The sequence below is a fragment of the Streptomyces sp. NPDC056128 genome, from assembly GCF_042263835.1.
GTDB lineage: Bacteria > Actinomycetota > Actinomycetes > Streptomycetales > Streptomycetaceae > Streptomyces.
On the sequence record NZ_JBHJVQ010000014.1, the window covers coordinates 56,293 to 82,371 of the forward strand.

17 protein-coding genes and 1 pseudogene are annotated in these 26,079 nt (G+C 71.5%); 4 read left to right on the plus strand and 14 right to left on the minus strand.

The annotated features are described in order from the left end of the window. Positions 1 to 144: 144 nt before the first annotated feature. On the minus strand, positions 145 to 2,424 hold the full coding sequence (locus ACFC1X_RS24510; protein ID WP_376356957.1) for a Helicase associated domain protein: 2,280 nt from the start codon (positions 2,422 to 2,424) through the stop codon (positions 145 to 147). A gap of 193 nt (positions 2,425 to 2,617) precedes the next feature. Between ACFC1X_RS24510 and ACFC1X_RS24515 the strand changes: the two genes are divergently transcribed. Beyond that, positions 2,618 to 3,667: a TniQ family protein gene (locus tag ACFC1X_RS24515; protein ID WP_376356959.1), complete on the plus strand. Its 1,050-nt coding sequence runs from the start codon at positions 2,618 to 2,620 to the stop codon at positions 3,665 to 3,667. Positions 3,668 to 3,708: 41 nt separating this feature from the next. Here ACFC1X_RS24515 and ACFC1X_RS24520 read toward each other — a convergent pair whose 3' ends face one another. The 8 genes and pseudogenes from ACFC1X_RS24520 to ACFC1X_RS24555 form a co-directional block, all read right to left on the minus strand. Further along, complete coding sequence (locus ACFC1X_RS24520; RefSeq protein WP_376356961.1) at positions 3,709 to 4,329, minus strand: helix-turn-helix domain-containing protein; 621 nt, start codon at positions 4,327 to 4,329, stop codon at positions 3,709 to 3,711. A 576-nt stretch (positions 4,330 to 4,905) separates the two neighbouring features. Next, positions 4,906 to 7,608 (minus strand): AAA family ATPase, encoded by a 2,703-nt coding sequence (locus ACFC1X_RS24525; protein ID WP_376356963.1) that lies wholly within the window; start codon positions 7,606 to 7,608, stop codon positions 4,906 to 4,908. 273 nt (positions 7,609 to 7,881) lie between these two features. After that, positions 7,882 to 12,051, minus strand: a complete 4,170-nt coding sequence (locus ACFC1X_RS24530; protein ID WP_376356965.1) for an SAV_2336 N-terminal domain-related protein — start codon at positions 12,049 to 12,051, stop codon at positions 7,882 to 7,884. Beyond that, positions 12,044 to 12,985 carry an AAA family ATPase gene (locus ACFC1X_RS24535; RefSeq protein WP_376356967.1) on the minus strand — a complete coding sequence of 314 codons (942 nt, stop codon included), beginning with the start codon at positions 12,983 to 12,985 and terminating at the stop codon, positions 12,044 to 12,046. Before ACFC1X_RS24535 ends, ACFC1X_RS24530 begins: the two co-directional genes overlap by 8 nt. Further along, positions 12,982 to 15,039: a hypothetical protein gene (locus tag ACFC1X_RS24540; RefSeq protein WP_376356969.1), complete on the minus strand. Its 2,058-nt coding sequence runs from the start codon at positions 15,037 to 15,039 to the stop codon at positions 12,982 to 12,984. The genes ACFC1X_RS24535 and ACFC1X_RS24540 overlap by 4 nt, the downstream gene beginning before the upstream one ends. After that, on the minus strand, positions 15,036 to 15,974 hold the full coding sequence (locus tag ACFC1X_RS24545) for an alpha/beta hydrolase (protein ID WP_376356971.1): 939 nt from the start codon (positions 15,972 to 15,974) through the stop codon (positions 15,036 to 15,038). Before ACFC1X_RS24545 ends, ACFC1X_RS24540 begins: the two co-directional genes overlap by 4 nt. Before the next feature lie 146 nt (positions 15,975 to 16,120). After that, positions 16,121 to 16,240 (minus strand): annotated as a pseudogene (locus ACFC1X_RS24550) (hypothetical protein); the annotation flags it as partial. A gap of 871 nt (positions 16,241 to 17,111) precedes the next feature. Beyond that, on the minus strand, positions 17,112 to 17,771 hold the full coding sequence (locus ACFC1X_RS24555; RefSeq protein ID WP_114533263.1) for a ScbR family autoregulator-binding transcription factor: 660 nt from the start codon (positions 17,769 to 17,771) through the stop codon (positions 17,112 to 17,114). A gap of 166 nt (positions 17,772 to 17,937) precedes the next feature. On the opposite strand from ACFC1X_RS24555, the gene ACFC1X_RS24560 reads away from it, so the two are divergent. Genes ACFC1X_RS24560 through ACFC1X_RS24570 form a run of 3 tightly spaced genes read left to right on the plus strand, consistent with a single transcriptional unit; the run spans position 17,938 to position 20,896 of the window. Next, positions 17,938 to 18,999 (plus strand): ScbA/BarX family gamma-butyrolactone biosynthesis protein, encoded by a 1,062-nt coding sequence (locus ACFC1X_RS24560; protein ID WP_376356974.1) that lies wholly within the window; start codon positions 17,938 to 17,940, stop codon positions 18,997 to 18,999. Further along, entirely contained in the window at positions 18,996 to 20,141 is a 1,146-nt protein-coding gene (locus tag ACFC1X_RS24565) for an acyl-CoA dehydrogenase family protein (protein WP_376356976.1), read from the plus strand. The genes ACFC1X_RS24560 and ACFC1X_RS24565 overlap by 4 nt, the downstream gene beginning before the upstream one ends. Beyond that, positions 20,138 to 20,896 carry an HAD family hydrolase gene (locus ACFC1X_RS24570; protein WP_376356977.1) on the plus strand — a complete coding sequence of 253 codons (759 nt, stop codon included), beginning with the start codon at positions 20,138 to 20,140 and terminating at the stop codon, positions 20,894 to 20,896. The genes ACFC1X_RS24565 and ACFC1X_RS24570 overlap by 4 nt, the downstream gene beginning before the upstream one ends. A 135-nt stretch (positions 20,897 to 21,031) precedes the next feature. On the opposite strand, the gene ACFC1X_RS24575 is transcribed toward ACFC1X_RS24570, so the two are convergent. From ACFC1X_RS24575 to ACFC1X_RS24595, 5 genes are all read right to left on the minus strand, one after another. Further along, positions 21,032 to 21,751, minus strand: coding sequence for a methylmalonyl-CoA mutase family protein (locus tag ACFC1X_RS24575; RefSeq protein WP_376356979.1), 720 nt, complete (start codon positions 21,749 to 21,751; stop codon positions 21,032 to 21,034). A gap of 5 nt (positions 21,752 to 21,756) precedes the next feature. Then, positions 21,757 to 23,088 (minus strand): dihydrolipoamide acetyltransferase family protein, encoded by a 1,332-nt coding sequence (locus tag ACFC1X_RS24580; protein ID WP_376356981.1) that lies wholly within the window; start codon positions 23,086 to 23,088, stop codon positions 21,757 to 21,759. A 65-nt stretch (positions 23,089 to 23,153) separates the two neighbouring features. After that, the gene (locus ACFC1X_RS24585; RefSeq protein WP_114533252.1) at positions 23,154 to 24,125 is read right to left on the minus strand and encodes an alpha-ketoacid dehydrogenase subunit beta; all 972 of its coding nucleotides are present in this window, start codon (positions 24,123 to 24,125) and stop codon (positions 23,154 to 23,156) included. Further along, the gene (pdhA, locus tag ACFC1X_RS24590; protein WP_376356983.1) at positions 24,122 to 25,222 is read right to left on the minus strand and encodes a pyruvate dehydrogenase (acetyl-transferring) E1 component subunit alpha; all 1,101 of its coding nucleotides are present in this window, start codon (positions 25,220 to 25,222) and stop codon (positions 24,122 to 24,124) included. The genes ACFC1X_RS24585 and pdhA overlap by 4 nt, the downstream gene beginning before the upstream one ends. Continuing rightward, the gene (locus tag ACFC1X_RS24595; RefSeq protein WP_376356985.1) at positions 25,219 to 26,079 is read right to left on the minus strand and encodes a MaoC family dehydratase; all 861 of its coding nucleotides are present in this window, start codon (positions 26,077 to 26,079) and stop codon (positions 25,219 to 25,221) included. The genes pdhA and ACFC1X_RS24595 overlap by 4 nt, the downstream gene beginning before the upstream one ends.

Here is a 26,079-nt window from a genome sequence, read left to right on the forward strand (position 1 = left end):
GTCAGCGTTTGCAGGGCCTCGGTGAAAGTGTCGAAGTCGTCGATCAGGTCGCGTGGCACCAGACGGACGGCCAGGTGAGTGGTGCCGGGGCGCAAGGACGCAGTGTCCCTTCCGCGTGCTCGAGCGGTCTCCTGCATGGCACCGTCACCGCTCTGCTGCGACCTCCGCCGGGTCCCAGGCCATGCGGAGGATGTCGAGTGCGGCGCGTTCTTCGTCGGTGAGTTCGTTGGGGGTGCGGCGAATGTGGTCGATCCAGGAGCCGAGCCGGAAGGGGCCTATCCAGTCGGTTTCGGTGTGCTGGCGGGGCACGTCGAGGTGACCTTCGCGGGCGAGGTAGCAGGAGGCGGCGACCAGACCACGGCGAAAGTCGCGGCCTCGTTCAGTGCGGAATGCTTCGGGGTGAATGCTGTCAACGTTCGGGGTGATGCCGATGTCGATCAGCATCTGGGCTTGTTCGACGTGGAGCATGTCGAAGTGATTGCGTTGCCGGCTGAGCCACTGCCCCAACTTGAAACCGTCCGGGGTGGTGAACGAGCCCGCCACGTCCCGGCTGCCGCCGTCCTCGATGTGTGCTTTGGCGTGAGCGTAGGCACGCCGCCAGGTAAGCGGCCAGCCGGGATTCCACCAGCGGTCCAGCGCGGTGAGCTGTTCGGCCTGGTCCTTGGGGAGCGTGTCGGCGTTGTCCTTCCTGCGGCACTCGGCGAGCCAGGTCCCGATGGGGTGGCCGGCTTGTGTGGCGTCGGTGGGGGCGGCCAAGTGCCCGTGGACGGCGGCGTAGGCCCGGGCGTGGTCGAGGATGCGGCTGAAGGTGTGGGCGGGGGTACTCCACAGCATGCCGAGGGCATCCAGGGCTTCGGCGTGTTTGCTGGGCAGGCGGCCGGCCAGGTGCCGCAGGCGCTGATTGCTGATCCACTCCCCCAGGGCGAAGCCGGTGTTGTCGAGGAAGGCGTGAGGAACATCGAGGTGCTGGTGGTCATGGTGGTAGCGGGTGGCTGAGGCTAGGCCGTCGCGCCAGGAGCCGGTAGCGGGCAGGGTGATCTCAAGGCCAAGGGCGAGGGCGACCTGCAGGGCACGTTCGGCGCGGTTGTAGTGGGCGCTTCGGCGTGGGCCACCGCCGTCCGGGCGGTAGCTGCGGCGGGGCACGGCGATGTGGTCGAGGAAGTGGTCGTCGTGGGCCCTGAGGGCCTGGAGGATGGTGTAGATGCCTTCGAACTGCGAGTCGTGCAGGGCCTGTTCGGTGACCTGCCCGTCGGGCAGGTATACGGGCAGCACGAGGGTGGCCTTCTTTCCGCTGCCGGGGACCGGGCGCAGGGCGCGGCCGATGTTCTGGATGGCGTCGACGACGCTGTTGCGGGCACCGGCGAAGACCACGGAGTCGATGGCGGGGATGTCGATGCCTTCGGCCAGGACACGGACGTTGCTGAGCACGGTGCATCCGTCGGCGTTCTGAAAGGCGGACAGATGGCTGCGGCGCTCGTTGACGCTCTGCGTTCCGTCGACCCAAAAGGCCTGCAGGTCGGGCCGCTTGAGCTGGACGGCGGTGTCGGGCAGGTCCTGGGAAAAGGCCTCGGCTGCCGCGACGCGGTTGTGGAAGACCAGAACGCGCTGTAGGTCGTAGTCGGTGATGGCGCGCAGGACAGCCACCTGCAGTGCGGCCGCGCGTAGGCCGCCGTTGTGCGGGTCGAGGTGGGGTTTGCGGGTGAGGATGGCGTGCAGTTGTTTGTCACCGACTACGGGCATCACGACCTGGTAGTCGGCGAGGAGCCCGCGTTCGATCGCCTCGGCCATGCCGAGGCGATATACGTGGGGGCCGAAGATGTCGCGGCGGTCCATGGTGGCGGTGGGGGCGCCGTCCCACAGTCCGGCGGTGAAGATGCGGGGCGTGGCGGTCATGTAGAGGCGCCGCCGGGCAGGGATGGCACGGTCGTCGTGGATGGCTCCCCAGCCCTCCTGGGTGCTCATGCACGTACGGTGTGCCTCGTCCACGACGATGAGGTCCCAGGCGGGCAGCTGGCCGCTGTGGTGGGCTTGCTGCAGACCCGGCAGGGACCCATAGGTCACGAAGACCGTTGCGGAGCCGTCCTGGTCGGCGAGGATGTCGGCCAGGTCTGCCGGCCGTTTGACCATGCGGGCCGTGCGCCGGGGCAGGCCGCTGGCGGTCTGGCTCAGCGAGGACAGACCCACCATGAGGCCGGCGCGTCCGCCTTCGCGCCAGCGCCCGATGGTCTGGGTCAGCAGTTCCAGGGTGGGCACGGCCACCAGGACCCGGCCGGTGGGGGCGATATGGCGGGCGGTCGCCACGGCGGTAAGTGTCTTGCCTGTGCCGCATGCGGAGACGGCAGTCACGCGGCGCTCCCCTTTCGCGAAGGCGCCGGTGATGGCCGTGAGGGCTTCTTGCTGATGCGGGCGCAGCGCGAGGGCCATTTGGCCAGCTTCTCCTTGGGGGGCGGATCCGGAACACGGAAACCGTATTGGATCACCAGGCGGCGCTCTCCAATTCCAGCCAGAATGAGCAGAGTTGGCGGCACTCCCGCCGTAGATGAGGGACGGGCGGAGAAGGATGGGCAGCACATTGGCTGGGCGGTCGTCGGAGCGGGGCGGAGACGGTGAGAGCGGGATGCAGCCGCTGCCGCGGCGGCTGCGGTTCATCGCAGAGGAGTCCACGAACTCGTTCGTGCACCGGCTGGCGGAGACCAACGGGCTCGATCCCCGAGAACTGCTGTCCATGCTCGGTGCGGGTGATGCGGTCGTCCCCGAGCCGGAGTTCAGCGAAGTGCATCTGAACGTGGCCGCGCGCGGCAGGCTGGCCGCCTTGGCGGGATGCCGCACCGACGTCCTGGAACACGTGCTGCCCACGCTGCGCGCGCATCCGGTGCCCGATCCGGACGGTGCGCCGGCCCGCTGGGACGTCCCCAATCCCTGGGAGCCCGCCGGTGACTGCTTGGTGCGCGTGTGTGATCTGTGCGCGCTGGCCAAGCGGGCACGCAGGGATGCGTATGCGGTCTCGGCGGCCGGCTGGAGGGTGTGCGCCGGGCACCGGCGCTGGACGGACAACCTGCGGGAGGACGGGGTGACCTGCATCCCGCTCACGCCTGTTCCGGAGGTCCTGGCAGCTCACCTGGAGCGTGTGCGGCTCGAGCGGCGGCTGGGGACTGGCGGGCGCATCGCGTTTGCGGACGCCTTCCACATCGCCGTCTTCTGGTGGAACCAGGACGCCCAGGTTCCACCCGCTTGGGCGATACGCCACGCGCAGCTCGGCCTCAACAAGGGCAGCGACCGGCGGGTGGCTGCGTTGGTGGCCTACCCGGAGGTCGTTCAGCTGGCCGAGGTTCTCGCGGCGAGGGAGCGCCGACGGCTGCGGGGCAGCTGGTCCCGCGCCCAGGACACCGACTGGCTGCGAGGCGTGCGGGCGCTGTTCTACTCGTGGGAGCTGCGGGGCAGTATCCCGATGGAGCCGGTGCTGCACTGGGCGGCCCGGCACTCGGAGCGAGCGGACCGCTCCGGCCCCAAGCCGGTGCGGGGCCGCTATCGCCGCCTGGGCGTATCGGGCCCCCACGTGCAGGTGGCCGGCACCGTCGCGCTTGAGGCCCTCACCTGCCTGCCCTGGCGGTTGGGCGAGATACCGGAGGCGCCGGCACATCTGTGGAGCATGACCAGCCGCGTGTGAGGACGCTCTGCCGCATACGGCGGGTTCGGACTGCGGCCCGATCAGATGCCGAAGCCGAGATGGGAGACGTGATGGTAGGCACCGTGGTCGGAGCCGAGGCTGTCTGCGATGGAGTCCCAGGCGTCGTCCAGGGCCTTCTGGTCACCCGAGTTCCAGGCGTCCACGACCCGTCGCCAGTCGGTGCGGACATTGATCGTGCGAATGCGCAGGTCACGGCGCCGGTTGGGGGCGACATGCTGCTGGTCGACCGGGTGGATCTCGATCCGGGTGCCGCGGCCGTCCTTCCAGAGGCGCTGCTTGTAGTAGCCGACGAGGTTGTGGCGGCGGCAGGCCCAGAACGCCTGGTCGATCTTTTTCAGATTGGCCGGCAGGGGGCGCTGCCGGCCCGTCCTCCACCGTGCGATGGTGCGCTCGGTCACGGTGACCTGGGCCAGCCGTAACCAGGCCAGTCCCTGCTCGTCCCGGGCCAGGTAGCGCAGACGGACGGCCAGGCCCCTCGGATGGCTGACCGGTGACAGACCTCTGTTGGCCGCCCGCTCGTCGAGGCGATGCGCCAGCGCGGACCCGCCGGATATGCCGGTGGCGCCGTAGCGCCCGAACCCCTCCTGCTGCGCGGGAGGCGGAGGGAGAGTGCTGGCGGTCGGAAGCTTCGCAGGTGCCATGGTCGGCTCTTCTGCCTTTCTGCCGTTGTCTTCGTGGCGCATAAAGAGCATGTCGCGGCTGCGTTTTGGATCACCATAGAGGACGGCAGACTGTGCCTGCAGCGGTATCCCCGACGGTTAACTCGCCTGCTTGCGGCGCGAGTTGAGCGCCATGCACGTATATGTGGCACGTAGACGGCGACGCGGCAGATGACGCCCATCTGCTTCAGTGCGGCGGCCACGTACAGGGCGAAAATTGTCTTGCCGGCTCCTGGGGTGAGCATGGCCAGCCAGGCACGCTTGTCCTTGCGGTCCGCCATGTACTGGTCGGCGGCCTCCTGCTGACAGTGCGCAGTTGGAGCCAGCGCACAGTGGCCGCTCCCCTGGCTGGAAGGCCGTCCCACGCGGGGACGACGTGGCAGTGGACACGCCCACTGCCCCTGCTGCGCAGCTACGGCATGCCAGACCACGGGCAGCGCGGCATGTGGATCATCCTGGCGGTGGTGATGTACACGGGGCCAGCGCGAGTGATCGAGTGGATCGCCGCTGGGGTGTTGACGCGTACGGGCGCATGGTCGGGATGAGGGTTTGCTGTGTTCACCCCGGTCCGGGCTGCTCAAGGCGGGCCAGGTGTTCGATCAGGTGCTTCTGGTTGTTGATCTCTTGTGCCTGGCGGGACGGCACATGGTAATTGAGCAGGCTGTCGATCTCGGTGAGGGCCGTGGCGAAGTCACCAGCATGCGCGAGGACAACGGCGCGCTGGGCGCGCACCGCGAGGAGAAGGTCGGCGAGCCCTTGCCCGCGAACTGCCGGCAGTAGGGCGTCGTCCAGGAGTTTCATGGCTTGGCGCAGGTCACCGAGTTCAACGAAGTCGTCGACGATGTCCTGTCCGATGGTGACGAAGTGTCGCCATGACTGGGCTAGTTGGTAAAACTTTAGCGCGTGCAGAGCGGCCAGGCCGAAAGGCTGATCGAGCTGCCGTCGGCACCGCGCGCGCAGGGCCAGGCAGTCGGCGAGGCGCTTGCAGTCGTCCAGGTCCGTGTCCGCACTGCTCAGACGGGCGGCCACCTGCTCGACACTCGCTCCGACAATGTCATCGGCTTCAAGTCCCAGGTGCGCCATGTAGGTTTCCACCAGATTGAGGGTGATGGTGTCTGCCTGTGCGTAATGTTCGGCCTGGTAGAGGCTTTTGGCCTGGTTGTAGCGCAGGATGCGTCGGGCGGCACTGTCCTTCGGCAGTGCGGCGCGGGCTGCGAGGTAGGCGGCGTTGAGCGCTTTGGTGTCGCGGTCGTAGGCATGCTGGTGCATCTGGTGGCCGGCCAGGACTACCGTTTCCCGGATGTCCCAGTCCTCGTGGTGGGTATCGGCGAGCGCGGTGAGTTCACCGGTCAACTGTTTGTGGGCCGCTGAGTCGCCGGCGTCGAGCGCGAGGGTGGCCAGCGCGTTCAGGGCATCGAAGCGGTCGATGGGACGGGCGGCGTGATCGTCGGCGACCATCTGCAGGGTCGGCTTGAGGTCGACGGCGAAGGACTGGTCGAAGAAGTAATCGTGGCTGGCGAGGGGCAGCAGCTGGTCGGTCTGCTCGGTGCGGGCCAGCAAGCGTGCCCAGCGGGCCAGGCGCCTTGGCTCGGCGCTGCCGCTGGTCAAGGAGTCGTGGAGGATGTCGCTGAGGGTGAGGTCGAGCTGGTGCAGGGTGTCGGCGTGCTGGGGGATGTAGTCGGTTGCGAGGGCGCGGGTGGCGTCGTGGAGGGTGGTCAGGCTGTCTCCGAGGCGCTGGACAACGCCGAGGCCAGCGAGGGTGCGTAGGCCGCGCGCGCAGTCTTTGGGGCCGAGGCCGGCGTCCTGGGCGAGGCGGCTGAGCTCGTCTTCGGCGAGCGGGATCTCGGCCAGCGCGAGCAGTGAAGCGGTGGTCTGGGCCTGCGGGGCCAGGCCCTCGAAGGTCTCTTCGAGGATGAGGTCCTGAGCGGTGGGAGCGGTGTGTTGGCGGTCGGTGAGCGCCTGGCACATGCGGGCCGTGTCGTGGGCGTAGTGGTTCTGGGCCAGCAGGGCGGCGTTGCGGACGTAGAGGGGAAGCCCGCCGGTGAGGGTGATGAGGTGGGTGACGGTGGCCGCGTCGGCGGGAGCCCCGGCGTCTGCGAGGACTTGGGCCACCCGGTCGGCGTTCCAGCCGTTGAGGGATTCGCCGGTGATGCCCAGGTGTGCGGTGAGGGTGGTCTGGTCGGGGCGCGGCTGGCCCAGCAGGACGAGGCGGGAGGTGGGCAGCGCTTGGGTGATCTGCCTCAGCTCGGCGGCACTGAGGCGGTGAACGTTGTCGAGGACCACGGCCACCGGTGTGCCGGTCAGGTGCTGGTGGACGGCGCGCAGGAGGTCGATGCCGGAGGCATGCGGCAGACCGGTGCGCTGTTCGGCATTCAGGTGCCGGGCCGCCAGTTCACGGGCGAGGCCGCCAGCGACGGCCTCGGCGGCGAGCGCGGCAGTGTCGAAGTAGGTGAGGGGCTCGGGACAGTGCTGGGCGGCGTGGGCGGCCCAAGCGGTCTTCCCCGCTCCGGAGAAGCCGGTGATCAGGCGCACCCGGTCGTCGGTTAGCAGGTCGGGCTCGTCGGCCTGAGGCAGATAGTCGTGGGCGAGGACCGGGAAGGACTGCAGCTCCTTCACGAACTGCTCGTGCAGGTCCTCGACGGTGTCGGCGGTGAAGGCCTGGTCGCCGTGACCAGTGCAGGCATAGACGACGCGGGCGGCGAGTTTCCACACGAGGGTCAACGGCGCCAGCGAGGAGAAGGGAACCTTCGCGGCTTCGCGGGTGCACCAGGCGATGGCTTCCTCGAGATCGCTCCAGGCCGGCGGAAGCCACTCTTCCGGAGCAGCCGCCTGCGGGGTCAAGACGGTGACGTCGCCGGGCCAGTCGGCCGCCTCCATCATCGCGGCCAGCTGCCGGCCGGTCGGCACGTTGGCCACGATGACCAGCTGCGGCTGTCCTGCGCGCTTGCCCTCGGCGTGACGGGCACGCACCGCAGCGAAGTTGTCGACCGCGCCGCTGAGGTCTCCCCACTGCAGGGGCCGGCTGCGGGTCTTCACCTGCAGGTACAGGTGGCGTCCGGGCAAGACGGCTTCGAGATCCTCGTCGCGTTCCACCAGCAGCCGGTGCATGCCGGCCGTCTTGAAGCGCAGCAGGCAGGCGGCCGCGTACAGGTGCTGGTAGAGAAACCCCCGATGCAGCGAGGTGATCCGGACCAGTTGGTCGGCATCAATGACCGTGTCGCCGTGCACGTCGGCATGGAGGCTTTCGGGGGTTTCGGGCATGCGCTCATCCTTCCATCGCAGGCCGAACCGCCCGGCACGGGGCGACGTCCTGCTGACGCCAAGCAGCGCGGGCCTTGCGCAGCGCTGCTTCAGAGCCCGTTGAGGTCCGAACCTGGCACAGCCTCGGGCTGTCGGGGACGAGGCAGGGGGCATCGGCGCTCTGTCCCGGAAACAGGTCCAGGATGGCGCCCCGGACCGGCTCCCGATCCGTCGCCGTCCCTGATCCCTCCGGGCCCGGAGCCGCGGTACCGACTCCGGAACCTGGGCCGCCGCTCAGCTGGGCGGGGAGGAGGGCTCGGACAGCGCGGCCGAGCGTGGCAGGGACACGGCCAGGCCCACCAATGGAGCCGTGACCTCGTAGTCGACGGTCTCCTCCCCCCGGACCAGGTAGATCGACAACAGAGCCTGGTCCGGGCGGCGCACGGCCTCCACCGCCGCACGGGAGGGCCGCGTCGGCTCGTGCCCCCGGGCTGGACGAGCCGGATCGACCACCGCCGCGGAGCGTGTCGCGTCGATAGCTCTGAGGTACTGGTCTGGGTCGAGATCCGCGTACTCGTTTCCAACAGCGGACAGCCGCCGGATCCTGAACCCGTCCTCGTTGCCGCGCGGCAACGGAGCACGGCGAACCGTGCCGACCCGATGCCCCGCAACCTCAACCAGTACCGGCGATTTCGGCGGGCTCACCAACTGAACGGTCCACTCGCCCAGCCCTTCTAGGCTGGCGCCCCGGCGCAGGTACCGGCAGATCTCGGCGAGCCGGTTCCACGATGGCTCCGAACCTGGCAGATAGGCGTCGAGGAACTCCGCGATCTTCGCGGGTGGGACGCCATGCCACAGCAGGTTCGCGGCGGTGCGTGGGTCCGGGGTGCCGGCTCGGCCGAGGCCGCGGATGAATGCCTCCAGAGTCCGGAAGTTCTGCCGCACCCTCTCGAGGGCCACTGTGAAGTCCAGGGTCTCCCACGACCTGCCGGGCGAATGCGAGGCCCGGACACGCAAGACGGCTTGGGCGGGGGTGATGTCGAGTCCGGCCAGCTCCTGCAGTTCCTTGCGCTGCCCGTTGATCCTCGCCGTCAACCGGTGTTGGGTGTCGAGGACTTCCAGCGTGGCGTAAAGACGGCACAGGTCCTGGTGACCGGTGTGGGGCCCGAACGGCGTGGTCAGCAGGCGCAGGGTTTCGTAGTTGGCCGGGGCTCGGAGACAGTAGCTGGTGGTAAGCCCTTCGAGAGGCAGGCCCTTGGTCGGCTTGGCGCCGCCGACGGCCACGATGTTCAGACCGCCGTATTCACTCTCGTGCAAGTGGGGCATCATGTCGGAGGCGGAATTGGCCGTGACGACGACCAACTGCTGGACCACGATCGGCAGTTGGTCGGCCACCTGTTTCCATGAGACCGACGGTACGGCCGCGTCGGCGATCGCTTCGCTGGTGGGGACGAAGTCCTGGCGCCACAACTCCTCGAAGTCGGCCATGAGCCGCTGTCCTCGCGGACCGCGCCGGTCTCTGAGGTCCTTGGCGATGACGCCGACCCGCTCGGCCAGCTGGTCGCAGACTCGCGTCTGGACCGCGACGAACCGACTCACGGACACCAGCATCGAGTTGCTCGTCCGCTTCCGGTCTCGGACTCGGCGTGCGGCACACGCCAGCACGAACGACTTCAGGGCGGTGAAGAGAGATTCCGGCAGCTCCCGGCCAGGCACGTGGTCGGCCCGATGCTTGGGCGGCAGCCAGCGGTCCTGATCGAACACCATGCGGACCAGGGGCAGCGGTTGCTCCGTGCCCGTGAAGAGCTGCTCGGGGCCGAAGTGACCAGGGGGCTTCGGGACGTGGTAGATGAAGTCGGGGAGGACCTGCGATGTCGTGAGGAAGGACGCGTAGGTATAGCCGACGTAGCCGACCCTGGGACACGAGGACAGCAACCGCTCCACGCTCTCGTCCACTTTCGAGGGAGAGCTGAGCGTGCCCCTCGCGTCGCCCGTCGTGTCGACGACGAGCATGGGCCGGTCTTCGGGCTGTGAGGTGTGCATGAGCCAGTCGCGGACTCTGTCGACGATCCTACGGTTCTTCTTGATCACGAAGACCTGCGGGTAGACGGGGGGCCTGAGGCTCAAGGTCTTGTACAGCGAGAAGTCGCCCTGCTCGCCACGGGTCGTCACGGACACGATGGGGAGGGCGCGGGCATGGGGCATGGCACCCGCGCCGATCCGGCCGCCGGCTTCCGAACTCGCCGTGTACTGACTGTCGAAGCCCAACAGCCCCTCGTCCACGCGCTGTTGCATCTGATCTCGCTCGGCGTTGGTCGCACCGGCCAGGATGGTGACCGTGCCGTAGCCGGCGTCGACCGCCTTGGCGGCGAGGGCGATCACCGAGGTGGACTTGCCCGAGCCGACGGGTGCCATGACGAGACCGGTGCGCCGCCAACTGCCCGGTCGACGAGGGTCCTCCAGGTGGGACAGCAGGTCACGGGTGACATCGTCCAGCTGACGGACCTGTGCCGGCGGCAGGATTCGCTCGTACTCCAGGAACCTCAGATAGCGCTCCCAGAACTCCCGTCCTCGGGTGCCGTCACCGTCCGGTGACCACGGCTCGTGGTCCCGGTCGTCCTCCAGAACGGCGGGCCGCGTGACGAACTGGACGACGGAAGCCTCCAGTTGCCTCAGCAGAACCGCCCTGTCGACCGCGAGGCCCCGCGCGGCGAGCAGGGTGACGACCGAGTGCACGGTCTCGTGCAGCTCGCCCGCCTCCGCCTGCCGGTCCTGCGGCAACATCGCCAGCGCCACCCGCAGCGCGAGGTCGGTGGCATCCGCGAGCTCCGTCGCCGCCCCGACGCTCTCCCGCGGTTCCGTACCGCCGGTCGCCAGGGGGAGCCCGAGCAGCTCCAGCGTCCGACCCCATGCGACGCCCGCCGCCGTGGCCTCCGCGGCGATCACCTCCTCGCCGTCCGGTCGGCCCGCCACCGCCGGCAGTCGGCCCCCTCCGCCCTGACACGAGGCGATGTGCCGGTCCAGCACCCGGTTAAGCCGCATGGTGTCGTGCTCCGTCAACGCCTCTTCCAGGCGGGCCCGCACCTGAGGAGCGGGCGTCAGGGTCACCGGGCCGCCGGTGTCCGTGTCCAGTGCGTACAGCCCGGAGCCAAGCAGCTCGGCCAGGTCCTCGGTCGTGGCCTCGGGCACCAGCTCTTGGCGGAGCACATGGAGCAGGGCCAAACTCAGCCGGTCGAACACGGAGGTCAGCATCGCCAGACGGGCGGCCGAGGGCGACGCGGTGCGCAGAAATCCGTCCGTTCGGGCCTCGGCGCTTCTGCGGGCAGGGGGACGGCCCGTGCCGAGCGGAGTCGGGCGGCCGGCGGGCGGGATCAGGGCCGCCGAGCAGCCCTCGGGGGCGGCCAGCATCACTGTCCGCGACCAGCGCCCGAGTGCGTGAGGGGAGAGCGAGAGCACCGGCAGCGCGAGCCACTCGTCGGGGTCCGCCTCGCCGACGGCCAGCAGCGGAGGCAGCCGGAAGCGGAGTCCCGTGTTGCCGGTGCCCGGGGCGTCCGGGGACACTCGCACGGTCGGCAGATCGAGTCCGGTGCGCCGCCACAGCTTGGGCGGCAACGGGTTGAGCAGGGCCACCGGTTCATGGCCCGCCCAGACCCGCAGCTGCTGCCAGATCTCTGGTGCCCGCCAGGCAGGTGCCGCGCAGTCCGACACCACGACGATCAGCCGACGGCCGTCGGGGGAGCCCAGCTGACCGGTCGAGGTCGGCAGGCCCTGACGGTCGGTGAGCCCGACGCCGTCATCCGGGTCCACGGTGAGGTCGCGCACCTGCAGGGTGCGGAACGCGCCGAGTCGGTCGAGCAGCCCCGCGAAGGCGCTGACGGTCTCCCGCCACACCTGCATCGAGGGCGAGCGGTCGACAACGAGCACGAGGTCGAACCAGCGTTCTGGAGCGGGAGCGAAGACCGGGATCAGCTCCCCGCTCCGGGCGTACCCCGCCACGGTCGCGTCGAGGTCGAGCGCCTGCCGCCGCCCCGTGCGCCACGGGCGTTTCCAGGGGCGCAGGGCACGCGTCATCTCCAGCGCCGACGGCAGCGCCGTCGCCCGGGGGACGGCGACCGCGTCACCGGGGACTTGGCCGGTGGACCCGGGCAGCCGCTCGTGGAGGGGACGGGCCGACCGGTTCTCCGGTGCCGTCGGAGGGCTCTGGCGCACAAAGTCACCGACGCGCGGCAGGCGCTGGACGGACGGCCCGGTCCATGCGGGAGCCTGCGCCGACGCCGGCGCCGGTTCTTCGGGTGCGGGCGAGGCCGAGCCGGCGGCCATACGGGAGGCCAGCCACAGCGCCTCCGCGAGCGCCGTCCCGTCAAGCTCCGGAGCCATGGCGCCGATCGCCGACACGGCCCCGTTCAGGCCGGTGACCCGCTCCACGCCCGGGGAATCCCCCGGCCCGTCCGCTTCCTCAGGCACCGGTCAGCTCACGCAGGATCAGTTCCCTGACCTCCTCGGCGGCGGCTCCCTCCGGCGCCTGGGCACCGGTCAGGACGTGCACGGCGTTGAGCAACTGGTCCACGGCCAGGCTCTCGCCCGCCCGCAGCCGGTCGACGAACGTGACGATCAGCGAGTCGACCGGACCCGAGGGCGCCACTTCGGTCTCGAAGTGGGCCGCCACCACCCGCCGCAGCGACTCCGTGTCCGGCATCGGCATCGTGTACCGGATGCAGCGCCGCAGGAAGGCGGCCGGGAAGTCACGCTCGCCGTTGCTCGTCAGCACAATGAAGGGGAAGTTGTCGCACCGCACGCGGCCCTTGACGATTCGGTGGACGGCATCGCCCTCCCATTCCCGTACGTCCACGTCGTCGTCCCGGTACCGCGCCAGCTCCGGGATCTCGAACTCCCCGTGCTCCAGCACGTCCAGCAGATCGCTCGGCAGATCGAGATCGCTCTTGTCGATCTCGTCGATAAGCAACGCGCGGGGCTGCTCGGATGGCGCCCTCGACGGCAGCAGTGCCGTCCCCAGCGGTCCGAGCTGCAGGAAGGGGGCGATGTCGTCGGTTCCCGAGTCGCCGCCCAGGCGTTGCGCGTGGATGCGCCCCAGGGCGTCGTAACGGTAGAGCGCGTCCACGAGGGTGCTGCGTGAGGTGATGTGCCAGCGCAGTGGCTCCCCGAGCCGCAACTCCGTCGCCACCTGCTTGATGACCGACGACTTGCCGGAGCCGGGCGCGCCCGTCAGCAGCAGCGGACGGCGCAGGGCGAGCGCGGCGTTCACGGCCTCGACGAGCCCGGGCGGCGGCTGGAAACGCTCGGGCCGGGGCTGCCGGGGGAAGGTGCGCCAGGGCGGCGGTGCACCGAGGTCCACGTCCCGGGGGGTGCCGTCGCCGACGTAGAAGGGTGTCCAGGTCATCGCGGGTTCTCTCCATCGACCGAGTCGTTCGCGAACGCATCGCAGAAGTCCAGCCATTGCTCGTCCAGCCACACGGAACGCACCCGGGCGAGATCAGTATGCTCGTGCGCCGGGTCCCCCTGCTTCCAGGAGGTGCGGTAGGCGGCGCTGAACTCTCCGGGGAGTCTCGCCCAGTTGCGTTCCACGCTGTCCTGCGACGCCTGCGGCAGATCTCCCGTGCCGTCCGGCCACAGCACCATCGGGGCGTACGCGAGCAGGGGTTCCAGGAGTTCCTGGAGCCGCTCCGGGCGGTGTCGCAGCGCCAGCGCGCCGCCGTAGCAGCCGTTGCCGAGGCTCTCCACCAGCTTCTGCACCGCGCTGAGTTCGGCCTTGTCGAGCCAGTTCACGGGCGTGGCCGGGCCGTCCTTCATCTCGTCGAGCTGGTTCCGGGCGAACTCGTTGATCAGGCCTAGGTGGGCGGGGAGGTTCAGCCGGTCGCTCCAGCGCAGGACGATGTCGTAGTAGAGCCCCAGTCGCTGCCCGAGCCGGGCTTCCTCGGGGCGCCAGCAGGCGAGCAGCGCGGCGGGCGCTGCGATGTCGATGCGTTTGAGCCTGAATCCGGTGCACCGGGCCTGCCGGGTCGCCCAGGCGAGCACCGCGCCCAACCGCTGTTCGACGCCGGCCTGCGTCGGAGGGCAGCGGAAGTCCTCACGTCCCACGAGGGTTTCGCCGTCCAGCAGCCAGACGAGAAGGGTCTCGGGCCACTCGTCGGCCAGCGCGGAGTGCAGGCTGACCACCAGCCGCAGCCTGTTCTCGGCGGCTCGACGTGCCTGGGCGGCGAAGGCGTCGACGAGTTCCACGCCGGCCCCGATGCCTCGCGCCCACCCCGTGAGTCCGGGCGTTCCCGCCGCGAGACCGTCTTCCACGGCGAGCGCGGCGACGAAGGTGGCGAGAGGCGCCGTGGGACTGCCCTTGGCGCGAGGAACTCGCAGGCACAGCGACTCGACGCAGTCACGCAGCAGTTCGTCCCCGTCGGACGCGGACGCGGGCCGGCCGGCCGCCGTCACATAGGCGCGGCGGATGCGTTCCGACTCGGGGAGGCTGCCTGGCCAGGACGACAGAAGGAACTCGCGGGTGCGTACGGCGGTCGCGAGCCGGTCGAGCGTGCGCAGGGCGTGGGCGAGGTGCTGGTCGGCGGTGGCCGGGTGCCGGTCAAGGGCCGCCAGGGTCCGGCGCAGCCGGGCCAGATCGCCGGAGGTGACGATCGGTAGGGCGGGAGCCGCATCGCCGAGCGGGTCAAGGGCCAGCCGCAGATCCTCCTCACCCAGCGGCCCCAGCAGCGCGCCGTCCGACCTGTGCCGTGCGTTGCGGGCGAACCAGGGCCGGGCATCCAGGGAGAGGCCGTTCAGCGTGACCAACTGGGAGCTGGTGCTCGCTTCCTTGTCCACGGCCTCTTGGACGTCCTCCGGCGAGAGGACCATCCCGGCGCCGGGCAGGCCGTCGCGCAGCACGCGCACCAGCGTCCGGGTGTACGCGAGACCGTAGGCCGACTCGACCGCGTTCGCGGACATGAGCATGGAGAGGCTCGTCGCGCCCTGCCGGACCCCTCCGGCCAGCCCACCGAGATCTGGTACGGCTCCGCCGGCGCGGCAGGTGTCCACCAGGGCGATGACGCCGCGCACACCGGGAACGTCCAGGGCGAGGGTGAGCAGCCCGCCGACGTCCACGACACTGGTCGCGACGTCCTCGTGGGAGTCGCTCGCCATGAAGGCCAGCTTGGGCGTCTGGCCGAGGGTGGTGCCGTGTCCGAGGAACGCGATCACTAGCACCGCCTCCGCGGCTCCGGCCCGGTCCGCCGCGTCCCGGACCGACTGGTCGATCTCGGCCCTGCCGACGCCGGGCCCGCACAGCAGGGAGGGCACGCCCGGGGGGCTCGGCTCGCAGCCGCCCAGCTCCTCGTCCAGGAGGACGGCGTGCAGGGACTCGGCGGTCTCCTCCAGACCGGTCAGCAGTCCTTGGGCCGGGCACTGCGGCGCGATGACCAGCAGGTGACGCGGCGGTGTGGACGGTGTCATGCGACGGTGACCGCGTCGAGCGCCTCGATCAGCGGGCCCGCGACGGCGGGCTGCGCCAGGTACTTGACGGCCGGATGCACATTCAGTCCGTCCGAATCGACCCGCGTGCTCACCGGAGCGACCGAGGCGGCGTTCGAGGCGATGCACAGGGCCAGTTCGGTGCCGCCGGTGACGAAGTCGTCGCGGTCCCAGAAGTTCAGCCAGCGGCCGACCGGTTCCGGGGTCTGTACGGGCTGCGGGCGCACCCGCGGCCGTACTGCCGTGCGCATTCCGAGCGGTGATCCGAGCGTGACGAACAACGGGACGTGCGCGGAGTGCGCGTGCAGTGTCTCGAACGCCACCACGGTCCCCAGCGAGTGCGCGACGACGACCGTGGGTCCCTCGGGGTCGAGTTCCGTGGCGACGCGGGCACGGATGCGCCGGTCGAGGCTCAGGCCGGCCTGGTCGGTCTCCTTACGGGCGAGATACCTCCTGACCTGGTGCAGATCGCGCTTCATCGCTCCTGCACTGATCCAGCCGCCGAAGGTGCGCAGACCCGGCACCGCGAACAGGGCGTTGGCCCCAACGAGCACCTGCCGTGCGAGGCTGCCGGGTCCCTGTTCCTCTCCGGTCGGCGCCAGTTTGTTCCTGGTCACCCGCAGCGCCTGTGCCTGACGGTCGTCGCGGGGCGCTTCGAGCTGCTCGTCGACCATGTCGAGGAGCAGCTCCCGCAGTCCCTCGTCCTCGTCCGGTCCGGCGGGTGCGGGTGCCACAGCCTCATTGTCAGGAGCGGCCCCCGGGAGGAAGAGATCGCCGTAGTACGCGAAGTGGATGTCGACCGCTCCGCCGTCGAGCAGCTCCGCGGCCTTTCGGGAGTGCCCGGCCGCACGCGCGCCGACGGTCAGCGCGGCCCGCCACTCCTCCAGCTCGGTCTTGGCCTCCCGTGGCTTTCCCACCCCGTGCACGAACACTAGACGTGGCCTCATCTACTCCACACCCCCCGAACCCCCGTGCCCACACCTGTTGTCGGGCGGGGCAGCGAGAATATCAACGCACCAGTGGGCCAGTGGCGACACCGGCCCACTGGTGCGTCACGGCTGGGTCAGCCCGTCACCTCGGACCGGTCCCCGCCCCACAGCGTGTGGAACGAGCCGTCACGGTCCGTCCGCCGGTACATGCGGGCACCAAAGAAGTCACGCTGCCCCTGGGTGAGCGCGGCTGGCCGCGCTACCTCGCCTTTGAGCTGAAATCGGATGGGTTGGCTTTGTACGTGGGACTCGACGCTGGTGGTGTCGACGTGCAGATCAAGGCCCGCGAGGGTCAGCCCGGCACGGTAGAGCGGGAAACGTTCTGGGTGCTCAAGCAGCTGACCGCGGCGGGCAAACAGGTCCAGGGCACGGTGCGCCGACTCAAGGCGCAGGGCGTGCGGAGCGGCTGACGTGTCCGGCCGGGGCGGTTCGGAGACGAACCGCCTGCGTCGGATGCCACACAGGTGCGGTCAGTCGCAACAGCCAAGCCACCCTAAAACCGACAGCGCGAACAGGACGGTCGCGCATGGCCAGCCGCCACCACTTCTCGCACGCCACCCTCGCCAGCTACGGAGACAGCACTCCCGCTACTGCCGGTGCACTCTGATGAACGCCGGCTTACCCCTCGCCTCCGCCCGCCCCTCTTGGAGCGGCTCCCCACCCTCCCAAATCAAGATCAACTTCTTGGCACCTCGAGGACCTCACTCCCAAGAACTATCGATGAAGTTGAGACATTCTCGATAGAGATGCGGCATCCCAGGTCGCAATCTTGCCGCCGCGAGCCCCAGGAACCCCTGCTTCCAATTGGAGCAGGTCAGCCACCCCAGAGTGGTCAACCTCAGTTTCTATGAGTGCAGTTTAGATGTTGCAGGTCACAGCGATGAAGGTGTCTCAACTACACGAATAACCGACACCCGCAGGCGCAGCGGGCGTCTGACGGCTGCCGCGCGCAGCGAGGTGAGGTCGTAGGGCTGTCGGGCTGAGGCGTGGCGGCCCGCACGGCCGGGCACGCGCAGCAGGCCGCTCCGCACGGCACGGCGCCGGCCGTGCCGTGCGGGGTCCCCGTCAGGGGATTTCGACGCCCGGGGCGCAGATGCCCGGGAACACCAGCCGCTTCACCTCGTCCCAGCGCTCGAGGATGTCCCGGCGCCCGTGCAGTGTGTCGGAGATGTGCTGGATCCCGAAGAACGCCGCCACGATGACGCGGGCGGCTGCCTGCGGCGAGCAGTCGGGGCGCAGGTGGCCGTCCCGGTGCGCGGCGCCGAACAGATCCGTCATCAGTTCCGTCCAGCCCACGAACGGCGTGGGCAGGGGGATCCCGATGGTCGAACGCTCTATCTGCAGCCGGGCGCTGGCCTGGACGATCGGGTCGTCCCGGAAGACCGTGGCCACCCGCTCCAGCAGGGCGACGATGGTTTCCAGGGAGTTCAGTCCCTGGTCCCGGGCCTCGGCCACCAGGGCCGGCCACAGTGCGTAGTGTTCCTCGACCACCGACGCGGCGAGGTTCTCCTTGTTGCTGAAGTGGTGGTAGATCGCCCCCTTGGTGATGCCCGCCCGCTGGGCCACGTGTACCAGCGAGGTGGACCGGAACCCGTTGGTGGCGAATTCCTCCGCTGCCGCGTTCAGGATCAACTGCCTGGTCTGCCGGGCCCGTTCCTGATGGATCGGGGGACCTGCGCTGCTGATCCTCTGACCCCAGATGCCCGCCTCCTCCGCCTGTCTCATCCGTATCGCCATCACTCTCTGTCACTTGTTGATCCTTCATTGCAATATACCTTCCGGAAGGTATATTTTCGCAGGGATGGCGGTCGTGTCTGTCCGAAGTCGTGAAAATCCAGCGCCCAGGGCGGCCGCCCCACCACTACCCGGGGGAACTGCGACAGTGATCATCATGGAACCGTCCTCGACCGGCATCCTCGAGCTCGACGGCGGTACGGGTCCGACACATTCCGAACTCACCTTCGACCGCGGCGTTCCGCGCACGCTCGTCCACAAGACGGCTGTCTCCGAAGTCCTCCTGACGGACGCCGTCCGCACCGGCCCCGACCGGTTCGCCGTCGCCGCCCAGTGGCCCCGGCACCACGTACTCTTCGAGAACGGGATGTGCCCGGCGGGCACCGCCGACCCGCTCCTCCTCCTCGAGACCGTCCGCCAGGCGGGCATCTACGTCTCCCACGTCTACTACGACGTCCCGCTGGCCCACCCCTTCCTGCTCACGAGCATCGAGTACGAGGTGGAACCGCCCACCCCGGGCTCCGCCGCCCGCCAGGGACCGCACTGCGTCCTGCTCGACGTCCAGTGCGTCGTCGAACGCCGCGCCGCCGACCGCCTGGGCATGTCGCTCGAGGCCCGGCTCGTGATCGACGGACGCCCCGAGGGCCGCGTCGGACTGTGCTGGCAGGCCGTCACCCCCGAGCGCTACGCCCGCATGCGCCACCCCGAGGGCCGGGTCACGGCTCCACCCACCGGCCCCGGTACCGCGCCGGCCGCTCTCGCCGGCGCGGTCGCGGCCCCGCACGTCCTGGGCCGCCGGCACGACCGCGACGCGATGCTGGCAGCCCTCCCGGCGGATCCCGGGAGCGTGCGGCCCACCCCGCGGGACGCCTGGTCCCTGCGCCTGGACACCACGCACCCGGTCTACTTCGACCACGCCTGCGACCACATCCCCGGCATGGCCCTGGCCGAGTCCTTCGCCCAGGCCGCCGCTCTCACCTCCGGCCGCCTGGCCGGCATACCCGCCGGGGAACTGCGCTGGACCCTGGAGTCCAGCGCACTGTCCTTCGACTCCTTCGGCGAACTCGGCCGCCCCGTGGTCATCGCCGCCGAACCGGTGCCGGAACCCCCCGAGCACGGGCGGAGGGCCGTCCTCGTCAGCGCGGAACAGGACGGACGGCTGCTCGCCCACGGCGCCCTGATCGGCCTCACCTCCCGCACCGACGGAGTGACCCGGTGACCCTGACCGTCGCCCCGGCCGCCGCTCTCGCCCGCACCCGGGCGGCCGAGACCGAGCACGCCCGCAAGCTCTCCCCCGACCTCGCGGACTCCCTCACCGCCGCCGGGTTCGCCCGGCACTTCGTGCCCAAACCGTGGGGCGGTGACGCGGGTTCCTTCACCGAAGCCGCCGAGGCGGCGGCCGAGCTCGGCGAGGCCTGCGCGGCCACCGCCTGGTGCGCCGCCCTGTACGCCGCCCACGCCCGACTCGCCGCCCACCTGCCCGAACAGGGCCACCGTGACCTGTGGGAGCGCACGCCGGACGTCCGCATCGCCGCCTCGGTCGTACCGCCCGCCGGCACCGCCGAGGAAGCACACCGCCCCCGGGCCGCCGGCCCGGCCCGCGGCACCACCGACGGCTGGTGGCTGGAAGGCACCTGGCACCACGCCAGCGGCGTCGACCACGCCCACTGGATCCTGCTCGCCTCCCGGACCGGTGACGGCGCCGACCGCACCGTACGGCTCTTCGCCGTCCCCCTCGAGGCGTGCGAGGTCTCCGACACCTGGCACACCCTCGGCCTGCGCGGCACCGGCAGCAACACCGTCCGCCTCGAGCGGACCTTCGTCCCCGCCCACCGCACCTGTACCCTCGCCGACCTCGGCCGCGCCGGGCACGGGCGCGACCGGTGCCACAGCGTGCCCTACCAGATGGTCGCCGGGGCCCAGTTCCTCGCGCCCGCCCTCGGAGCCGCCCGGCAGGCCCTGCGCGACTGGCACGAACTGACCGCCGGCCGGGTGCGCTCCGACGGCAGCCGCGCCGCCGACGCACCCGCGCAGCGCGACGCCGGCGCCCGTGCGTCGGCGGAGATCCACGCGGCCGGACTGCTGCTGCACCACGCCCTGCAGCGGGCCGACCTCGCAGAGGTCACCCCCCACGCGGTCGCCGAGAACGCCCGTGACTTCGCCTTCGCCGCCGAACTGACCACCGCAGCCGCCGACCGCCTGGTCCGCGCGGCCGGCCTGCGCGCCCAGGCCACCGACTGCCCGCTGCAACGCCGTTGGCGCGACATCCGGGCCGCGGCCGGTCATGCCGCCCTCGACTTCGAGACCGCCGGCACCCTCTACGCCCAGGCCCGGACGACGGTGGTGGAGGCAGCCCGATGAGAAACACCACGGCACCGCGCAGCCCCGGTCGTACGAAGCCGTCCCGGCCCTCTGGCCACCGCGGGGCCACGACCGCCCGCGCCGCCCTCTTCGACGTGGACCAGACCCTCGTCCAGGCCAAGACCATGGTGGAGTTCTGGCGGTTCTGGACCGTCCAGTGGCTCGCCGACCGCACCCCCGAGGAGGCCGACCGTCCCCTGCGTCGGCTGCTGGCGCTGCCCCGGCAGGAGGCGAACCTCGGCTACTACCGCATGTTCCGGGGTACGGCCCCCGAGGAGCTGGCCGCCGCCGGCCGCGCCTGGTTCGCCGACTTCATGACCCGCGGCGACACCCTGCTGCCCGGCACCCTGCGGGAACTGCAGCGCCACCGGGCCCGCGGCGACCGCATCGTCCTGGTCTCCGGATCCCTGCACGCCTGCCTCGACCCGCTCGCCCGCCTCCTCACCGCCGACGTGCTGTGCACCGAACAAGAGGTGGGCGCCGACGGCCGCTTCACCGGCCGCCTCGACCGCTCGGTGGTCGGCCCGGGCAGACTGCGCACGGTCCGCGCCGCCCTGCGCGCCTGGGGCATCGAGAGCGGGCACTGCTCGGCCTACGCCGACCACGAGACCGACCTCGAGCTGCTGCACGCCGTGGGCGACCCGGTGGTGGTCGGCGACGACCCGGTGCTGCGGGCCGTGGCCGGGGACCGCGGCTGGCGGCGCCTGCCCGGGACGGTGTCACGGCCACGGCCCGCAGCACCGGTCCACCCCTGACCGGCGAGGGACCGCACGGCGCAACAGAACGGTCCCGGCGCACACGACCGCGGGCGGCCTTCCGGCCGCAGACCGATGAGGCCGAGGCACAGCTGCCCGGCCATCCACCGGGCGAGGTGGTCGGGGCGGGGGCCGTCAGCCGGGCCCCTCGGACAGGGGCGCCGGATGGGCACCCCACTCGGTGCGCAGCACACCGCAGACCTCGCCGACCGTGGCACCCGCGGCCAGCGCCGACTTCATCGGGTAGAGGATGTTGCCGCCCCGGCCCGCGGCGTCGGCCGCCAGCCGCGCCAGCGCCGCCGTGACCCGGTCCTGGCAGCGCCAGGCACGCAGTTTGGCGATCCGCTCCCGCTGCCGGAGCTCCGCGGCCGGCCCGCCGCCCACCAGGGCGCCGACGGCGTGGGCGGCCGCGGGCACGGTCCGCCACCGCGGCACCTCCGCCCGGCAGTAGGCCAGCAGATCGGCCGCCAGCCGCCGGGTGGGGCGGGGCGGGAAGATGTGCGTCCGGCCCACCGCGTACTCCTTGAAGGCGGAGAGCACCGTGCCGGACAGCCGGTGCCCCGGCACCCCGTGCTCCTCCGCCACCAGGTGGTAGAGCAGCAGCATGACGGCCGCCGGGGCTCCGCCGGCCATCGCCGGGGACACCCGGTGCAGCGGGATCCCGGCGAACAGCACCCGCATGTCGTCGAGCGAGTCGATCGCGACCCCCGTCCGCCCGACGTGCCCCGCGGCCGGCGGGCTGTCGGAGTCGCGGCCCAGCCGCGTCGGCAGGTCGAAGGCGACCGGCAGTTCCCGGCCCCCGCAGGCGAGGAGCTCCCGTAAGCGGCCGTTGCACACCACCACTGTCGTCGCCACGCCGGTCACCGCCACCACAGCAGACGCCGGGGGTGTTCCAGCGCCGCGGCGGTGTCGGCGAGCACCTGCGAGCCCAGTTCGCCGTCGACCAGCCGGTGGTCGAACGACAGCGACAGGGTCACGACCTCGCGCGGGACCACCCTGCCCTCGTGCACCCAGGGCCGGGTGCGTATCGCGCCGACTGCCAGGATCGCCGCCTCGCCGGGGTTGAGCAGCGGAGTGCCGCCGTCGACCCCGTACACGCCGATGTTGGTGATCGTCGTGGTGCCGCCGGCCAGGTCGCCGGGGGCGGCCCGGCCCGCGCGTGCCGTGTGCACCAGGGAGCCCAGGGCGTCGGCGAGTTCGGCCAGGGTGAGCAGGCCGGCGTCCTTGATGTTCGGCACGATCAGGCCGCGCTCGGTGGCGGCGGCGATGCCCAGGTTCACCTGGTGCCTGAGGACGATCTCCTGATGCTCCTCGTCCCAGGAGGCGTTGATCCCCGGGTGCCGGCGGACGGCGGCCAGGTAGGCCGCGGCCACGAAGAGCAGCGGGCCGACGGGGGTCTCGCCCAGCTCGCCGGACTTCCGCAGGCGCCGCACCAGTTTCATCGTGCGGCTCACGTCCACCTCGATGAACTCCGTGACATGGGGTGCGGTGAAGGCCGACGCGACCATGGCCTTGGCGGTGGCCCTGCGCACCCCCCGCACCGGGATACGTGTCTCGTGCGCGCCGTCCCGGACGGGCACCGGCCGCGGTGCCGGGGTGGGGGCGGACTCCGGGGCGGTTTGCGGCGCGGCGGCCAGCACGTCCTCGCGGGTGACCACTCCGTGCGGCCCGGACGCCGGTACGGCGGACAGGTCCACGCCGAGCTTCTTGGCCAGCTTGCGCACCGGTGGCTTGGCCCGCGCCGGAACGCCGGCATCCGCCACGGGCGGCGCGAGCGGTGCAGTGCCGGCGGGGCCGGTCGCCGCCGCGGTCGCCTTGCGGCGGCGCCGGACCGGGGCGGAGCTCGCCCTCGGCCCGTAGCCGACCAGCACCGCGCCGTCCCCTGGCGCGGGCCCCGTGTCCCCGGACGGCGCCGAACCGGCGTCCGGGGACACGCCCGGGCCGGTCCCCGCCGGCCGGACGGTGATGATGGGCGCGCCGACGGCGACCGTCGTGCCCGGCGGGCTGAGGATCTCGGTGACGGTGCCGTCGTACGGGATGGGCAGCTCCACCGCCGCCTTGGCGGTCTCCACCTCGCACACGGGCTGCCCGTCGGTGACGGTGTCGCCCACGGCGACGTGCCAGGCGAGGATCTCGGCCTCGACCAGCCCCTCGCCCACGTCGGGCATACGGAAGGTCAGCGTGGCAGTCATGGGTCGTCTTCCTCGGGTCGCGGGGATGCGGCGGTAGGGGCAGTGGCGCGGGTCGCCACGGCGGATCAGTGGGCGAGGGCCCGGTCCACGGCCTCCAGCACCCGGTCCGGGTCGGGCAGGTACGCGTCCTCCACCCGGGACGGCGGATACGGCGCGTGGAACCCGCCGACCCGCAGCACCGGGGCCTCCAAGGCGTAGAAGCACTCCTCGTGCAGCCGGGCCGCGAGTTCCGCGCCCATGCCGAGGAACACCGGCGCCTCGTGCACCACCACCGCCCGCCGGGTCCGTTCCACGGAGCGCCGGAGCGTGCCGAAGTCGACGGGTGACAGCGAGCGCAGGTCCACCACCTCCAGGCTGCGGCCCTCCGCCCGCGCCGCGTCCGCGGCGTCCAGACAGACCTTGACCATCGGCCCGTACGCGAGCAGCGTCAGGTCCCGGCCGGGCCGGACCACCGCCGCCTCGTGCAGCGAGCGGGCCGGAGCCCTCCCCACCTCGCCCTTGTCCCAGTACCGCCGCTTGGGCTCGAGGAAGATCACCGGATCGTCGGCGGCGATCGCCTGGCGCAGCATCCAGTGCGCGTCGTCGCTGTTCGACGGGGTCACCACGCGCAGTCCCGCGGTGTGCGCGAACAGCGCCTCGGGGGACTCGCTGTGGTGCTCCACCGCGCCGATGCCGCCCGCGTAGGGGATGCGGATCGTCACCGGGAGGCTGACCTTGCCCAGCGAGCGGGCGTGCATCTTGGCCAGCTGGCTGACGATCTGGTCGAAGGCCGGGTAGACGAAACCGTCGAACTGGATCTCCAGCACCGGACGGTAGCCGCGCAGGGCCAGGCCGATGGCGGTGCCGACGATCCCGGATTCGGCCAGCGGGGTGTCGAGGACCCGGTCCTCACCGAAGTCCTTCTGCAGGCCCTCGGTGACCCGGAAGACACCGCCGAGCCGGCCCACGTCCTCCCCCATGACCAGGGCCCTGGAGTCCTCCTCGAGCGCCGCGCGCAGCGCGGAGTTGAGTGCCTGGACGAGTGTGGCCCGGGTCATCGCGTCTCTCCCTGCGCCGTGCCGGCCGTGTCGAAGCCCGCGAGATAGTGCTCGTAGCGCGTGCGCTCCTCCTCGACGAGCGGGTTCGGTTGCGCATAGACGTGCCGGAAGATCGACTGCGGGTCGGGATCGGCCATCGCCCGCACGCGCCGGCGCACGTCGCGCGCCAGCTCGTCGCTCTCGGCCGCGACCGCGTCGAGGAAGGCCTGGTCCGCCCAGCCCTCGCGCAGCAGGTACCGGCGCACCCGGTCGATCGGGTCGCGGGCCGCCCACAGCTCCTCCTCGGCCCTGCTCCGGTAGCGGCCGGGGTCGTCGGAGGTGCTGTGCGCCCCCATGCGGTACGTGAACGCCTCCACCAGCACCGGTCCTTCGCCCCGCCGGGCGAGGTCCAGCGCCCACCGGGTCACGGCCAGACAGGCCAGCACGTCGTTGCCGTCCACCCGGACGCCGGGGAAGCCGAAGCCGTCGGCCCGCCGGGCCAGCGGGACGCGCGACTGGCGTTCGGCGGGTTCGGAGATGGCCCACTGGTTGTTCTGGCAGAAGAACACCACCGGCGCGTCGTACACCGCGGCGAAGGTGAAGGCCTCCCCGACGTCGCCCTGGCTGGAGGCGCCGTCTCCGAAGTAGGCGATGACCGCCTCGTCCCCGCCGTCCCTGGCCACGCCCATCGCGTAGCCGGTGGCGTGCAGGGTCTGTGCGCCGATGACGATCGTGTAGAGGTGGAAGTTCTTCTCGTCGGGTTCCCAGCCGCCGTGGTTGACCCCGCGGAACATGCCCATCAGGCTCACCGGGTCCACCCCGCGGCACCAGGCCACCCCGTGCTCGCGGAACGTCGGGAACGCGTAGTCGGTGGGGCGCAGCGCCCGCCCGGATCCCACCTGGGCGGCCTCCTGCCCCAGGGACTGGGTCCACAGGCCCAGTTCACCCTGGCGCTGCAGGGCCGCGGCCTCCCCGTCGAAGCGGCGCACCAGCGCCATGTCGCGGTAGAGGTCCCGGACCTCGCCGGGTGTGGGGTCCAGTGGGAAGCCGGGGTGGGCCGTGCGCTCGCCCTCGGGGGTCAGCAACTGCACCATCGGGGCCGGTTCGGTCACGGTCACGTTCTCGTTCCTGTCGGTGGGCGGCACGGCGCGGCACGGCCGCCGGCGACCGGCAGGCCCGCGCCGTCGACGGCGGTCACCGCGAGCGCGCCGCCGGCCGCGGGCAGGTCGTGGACGGTCAGGGTGGCGCCCTCCGCGGGCACCGTCAGGGGCCAGGAGAAGCGCACCTGCAGTTCCGCGCGGTCCGCTTCGCCGACGGCCCCGGCCAGGTGGTGCGCCATCAGGGCGAAGGTCAGCATGCCGTGCGCGATCAGGTCGTCGAAGCCTCCCGCACGGGCGGCCTCGGGCGAGAGGTGGATCGGGTTGTGGTCGCCGGAGAGTTCCGCGTACCGGCGTACCAGTTCCCGGGTCACGGTGTAGGAGGAGCGGCGCGCGTCTTTCGGTGCGGCGGGGCGTGCGGGGGCCGGTGCCGGTCGGGCGGCGGGCCCGGGCGAGTGCACCAGCAGGGACACGGACTGGGCGACGGGCGAGCCGTCGCCGGCGGTGAGGGCCACCGCCACCTCCGTCGCCGTGCCCGCGCCCAGCGGCCGCACCGAGCGGATCTCCGCGCGGGAGAGCAGCGGTTCGCCGACGGCCGCCGCGCGCTCCACGCGCAGCCGCTGCGTGCCGTGGAGGGCCACCCGGCCCCGGGCCGCGGGCCCGGGTTCCAGCAGCCGCTCGCTCATGCGCAGGGCGACGGCCGCGAGCTGGGCGGGCGCGACCGTGCCGGGCACGGCCCCGGTCAGCGGCACCGCGGAGGCGATCGCGCACAGCGCGCGGAAGGCCTCGTCGTCCTGGGCGGTCACCAGGTGATGTCCGGTCAGCACGGTGCCGGCGGCGACGCCGTGGGACGGTGTGGGTGAGAAGGTCGGGGCCAT

What these genes read in the sequence shown, in the direction of transcription:
- ACFC1X_RS24510 (WP_376356957.1), bottom strand. Translation starts at nt 2,424, where the DNA reads ATGGCCCTCGCGCTGCGCCCGCATCAGCAAGAAGCCCTCACGGCCATC.
- ACFC1X_RS24515 (WP_376356959.1), top strand. Translation starts at nt 2,618, where the DNA reads ATGCAGCCGCTGCCGCGGCGGCTGCGGTTCATCGCAGAGGAGTCCACG.
- ACFC1X_RS24520 (WP_376356961.1), bottom strand. Translation starts at nt 4,329, where the DNA reads ATGGCACCTGCGAAGCTTCCGACCGCCAGCACTCTCCCTCCGCCTCCC.
- ACFC1X_RS24525 (WP_376356963.1), bottom strand. Translation starts at nt 7,608, where the DNA reads ATGCCCGAAACCCCCGAAAGCCTCCATGCCGACGTGCACGGCGACACG.
- ACFC1X_RS24535 (WP_376356967.1), bottom strand. Translation starts at nt 12,985, where the DNA reads ATGACCTGGACACCCTTCTACGTCGGCGACGGCACCCCCCGGGACGTG.
- ACFC1X_RS24540 (WP_376356969.1), bottom strand. Translation starts at nt 15,039, where the DNA reads ATGACACCGTCCACACCGCCGCGTCACCTGCTGGTCATCGCGCCGCAG.
- ACFC1X_RS24555 (WP_114533263.1), bottom strand. Translation starts at nt 17,771, where the DNA reads ATGAGACAGGCGGAGGAGGCGGGCATCTGGGGTCAGAGGATCAGCAGC.
- ACFC1X_RS24560 (WP_376356974.1), top strand. Translation starts at nt 17,938, where the DNA reads ATGGAACCGTCCTCGACCGGCATCCTCGAGCTCGACGGCGGTACGGGT.
- ACFC1X_RS24570 (WP_376356977.1), top strand. Translation starts at nt 20,138, where the DNA reads ATGAGAAACACCACGGCACCGCGCAGCCCCGGTCGTACGAAGCCGTCC.
- ACFC1X_RS24580 (WP_376356981.1), bottom strand. Translation starts at nt 23,088, where the DNA reads ATGACTGCCACGCTGACCTTCCGTATGCCCGACGTGGGCGAGGGGCTG.
- ACFC1X_RS24585 (WP_114533252.1), bottom strand. Translation starts at nt 24,125, where the DNA reads ATGACCCGGGCCACACTCGTCCAGGCACTCAACTCCGCGCTGCGCGCG.
- ACFC1X_RS24595 (WP_376356985.1), bottom strand. Translation starts at nt 26,079, where the DNA reads ATGGCCCCGACCTTCTCACCCACACCGTCCCACGGCGTCGCCGCCGGC.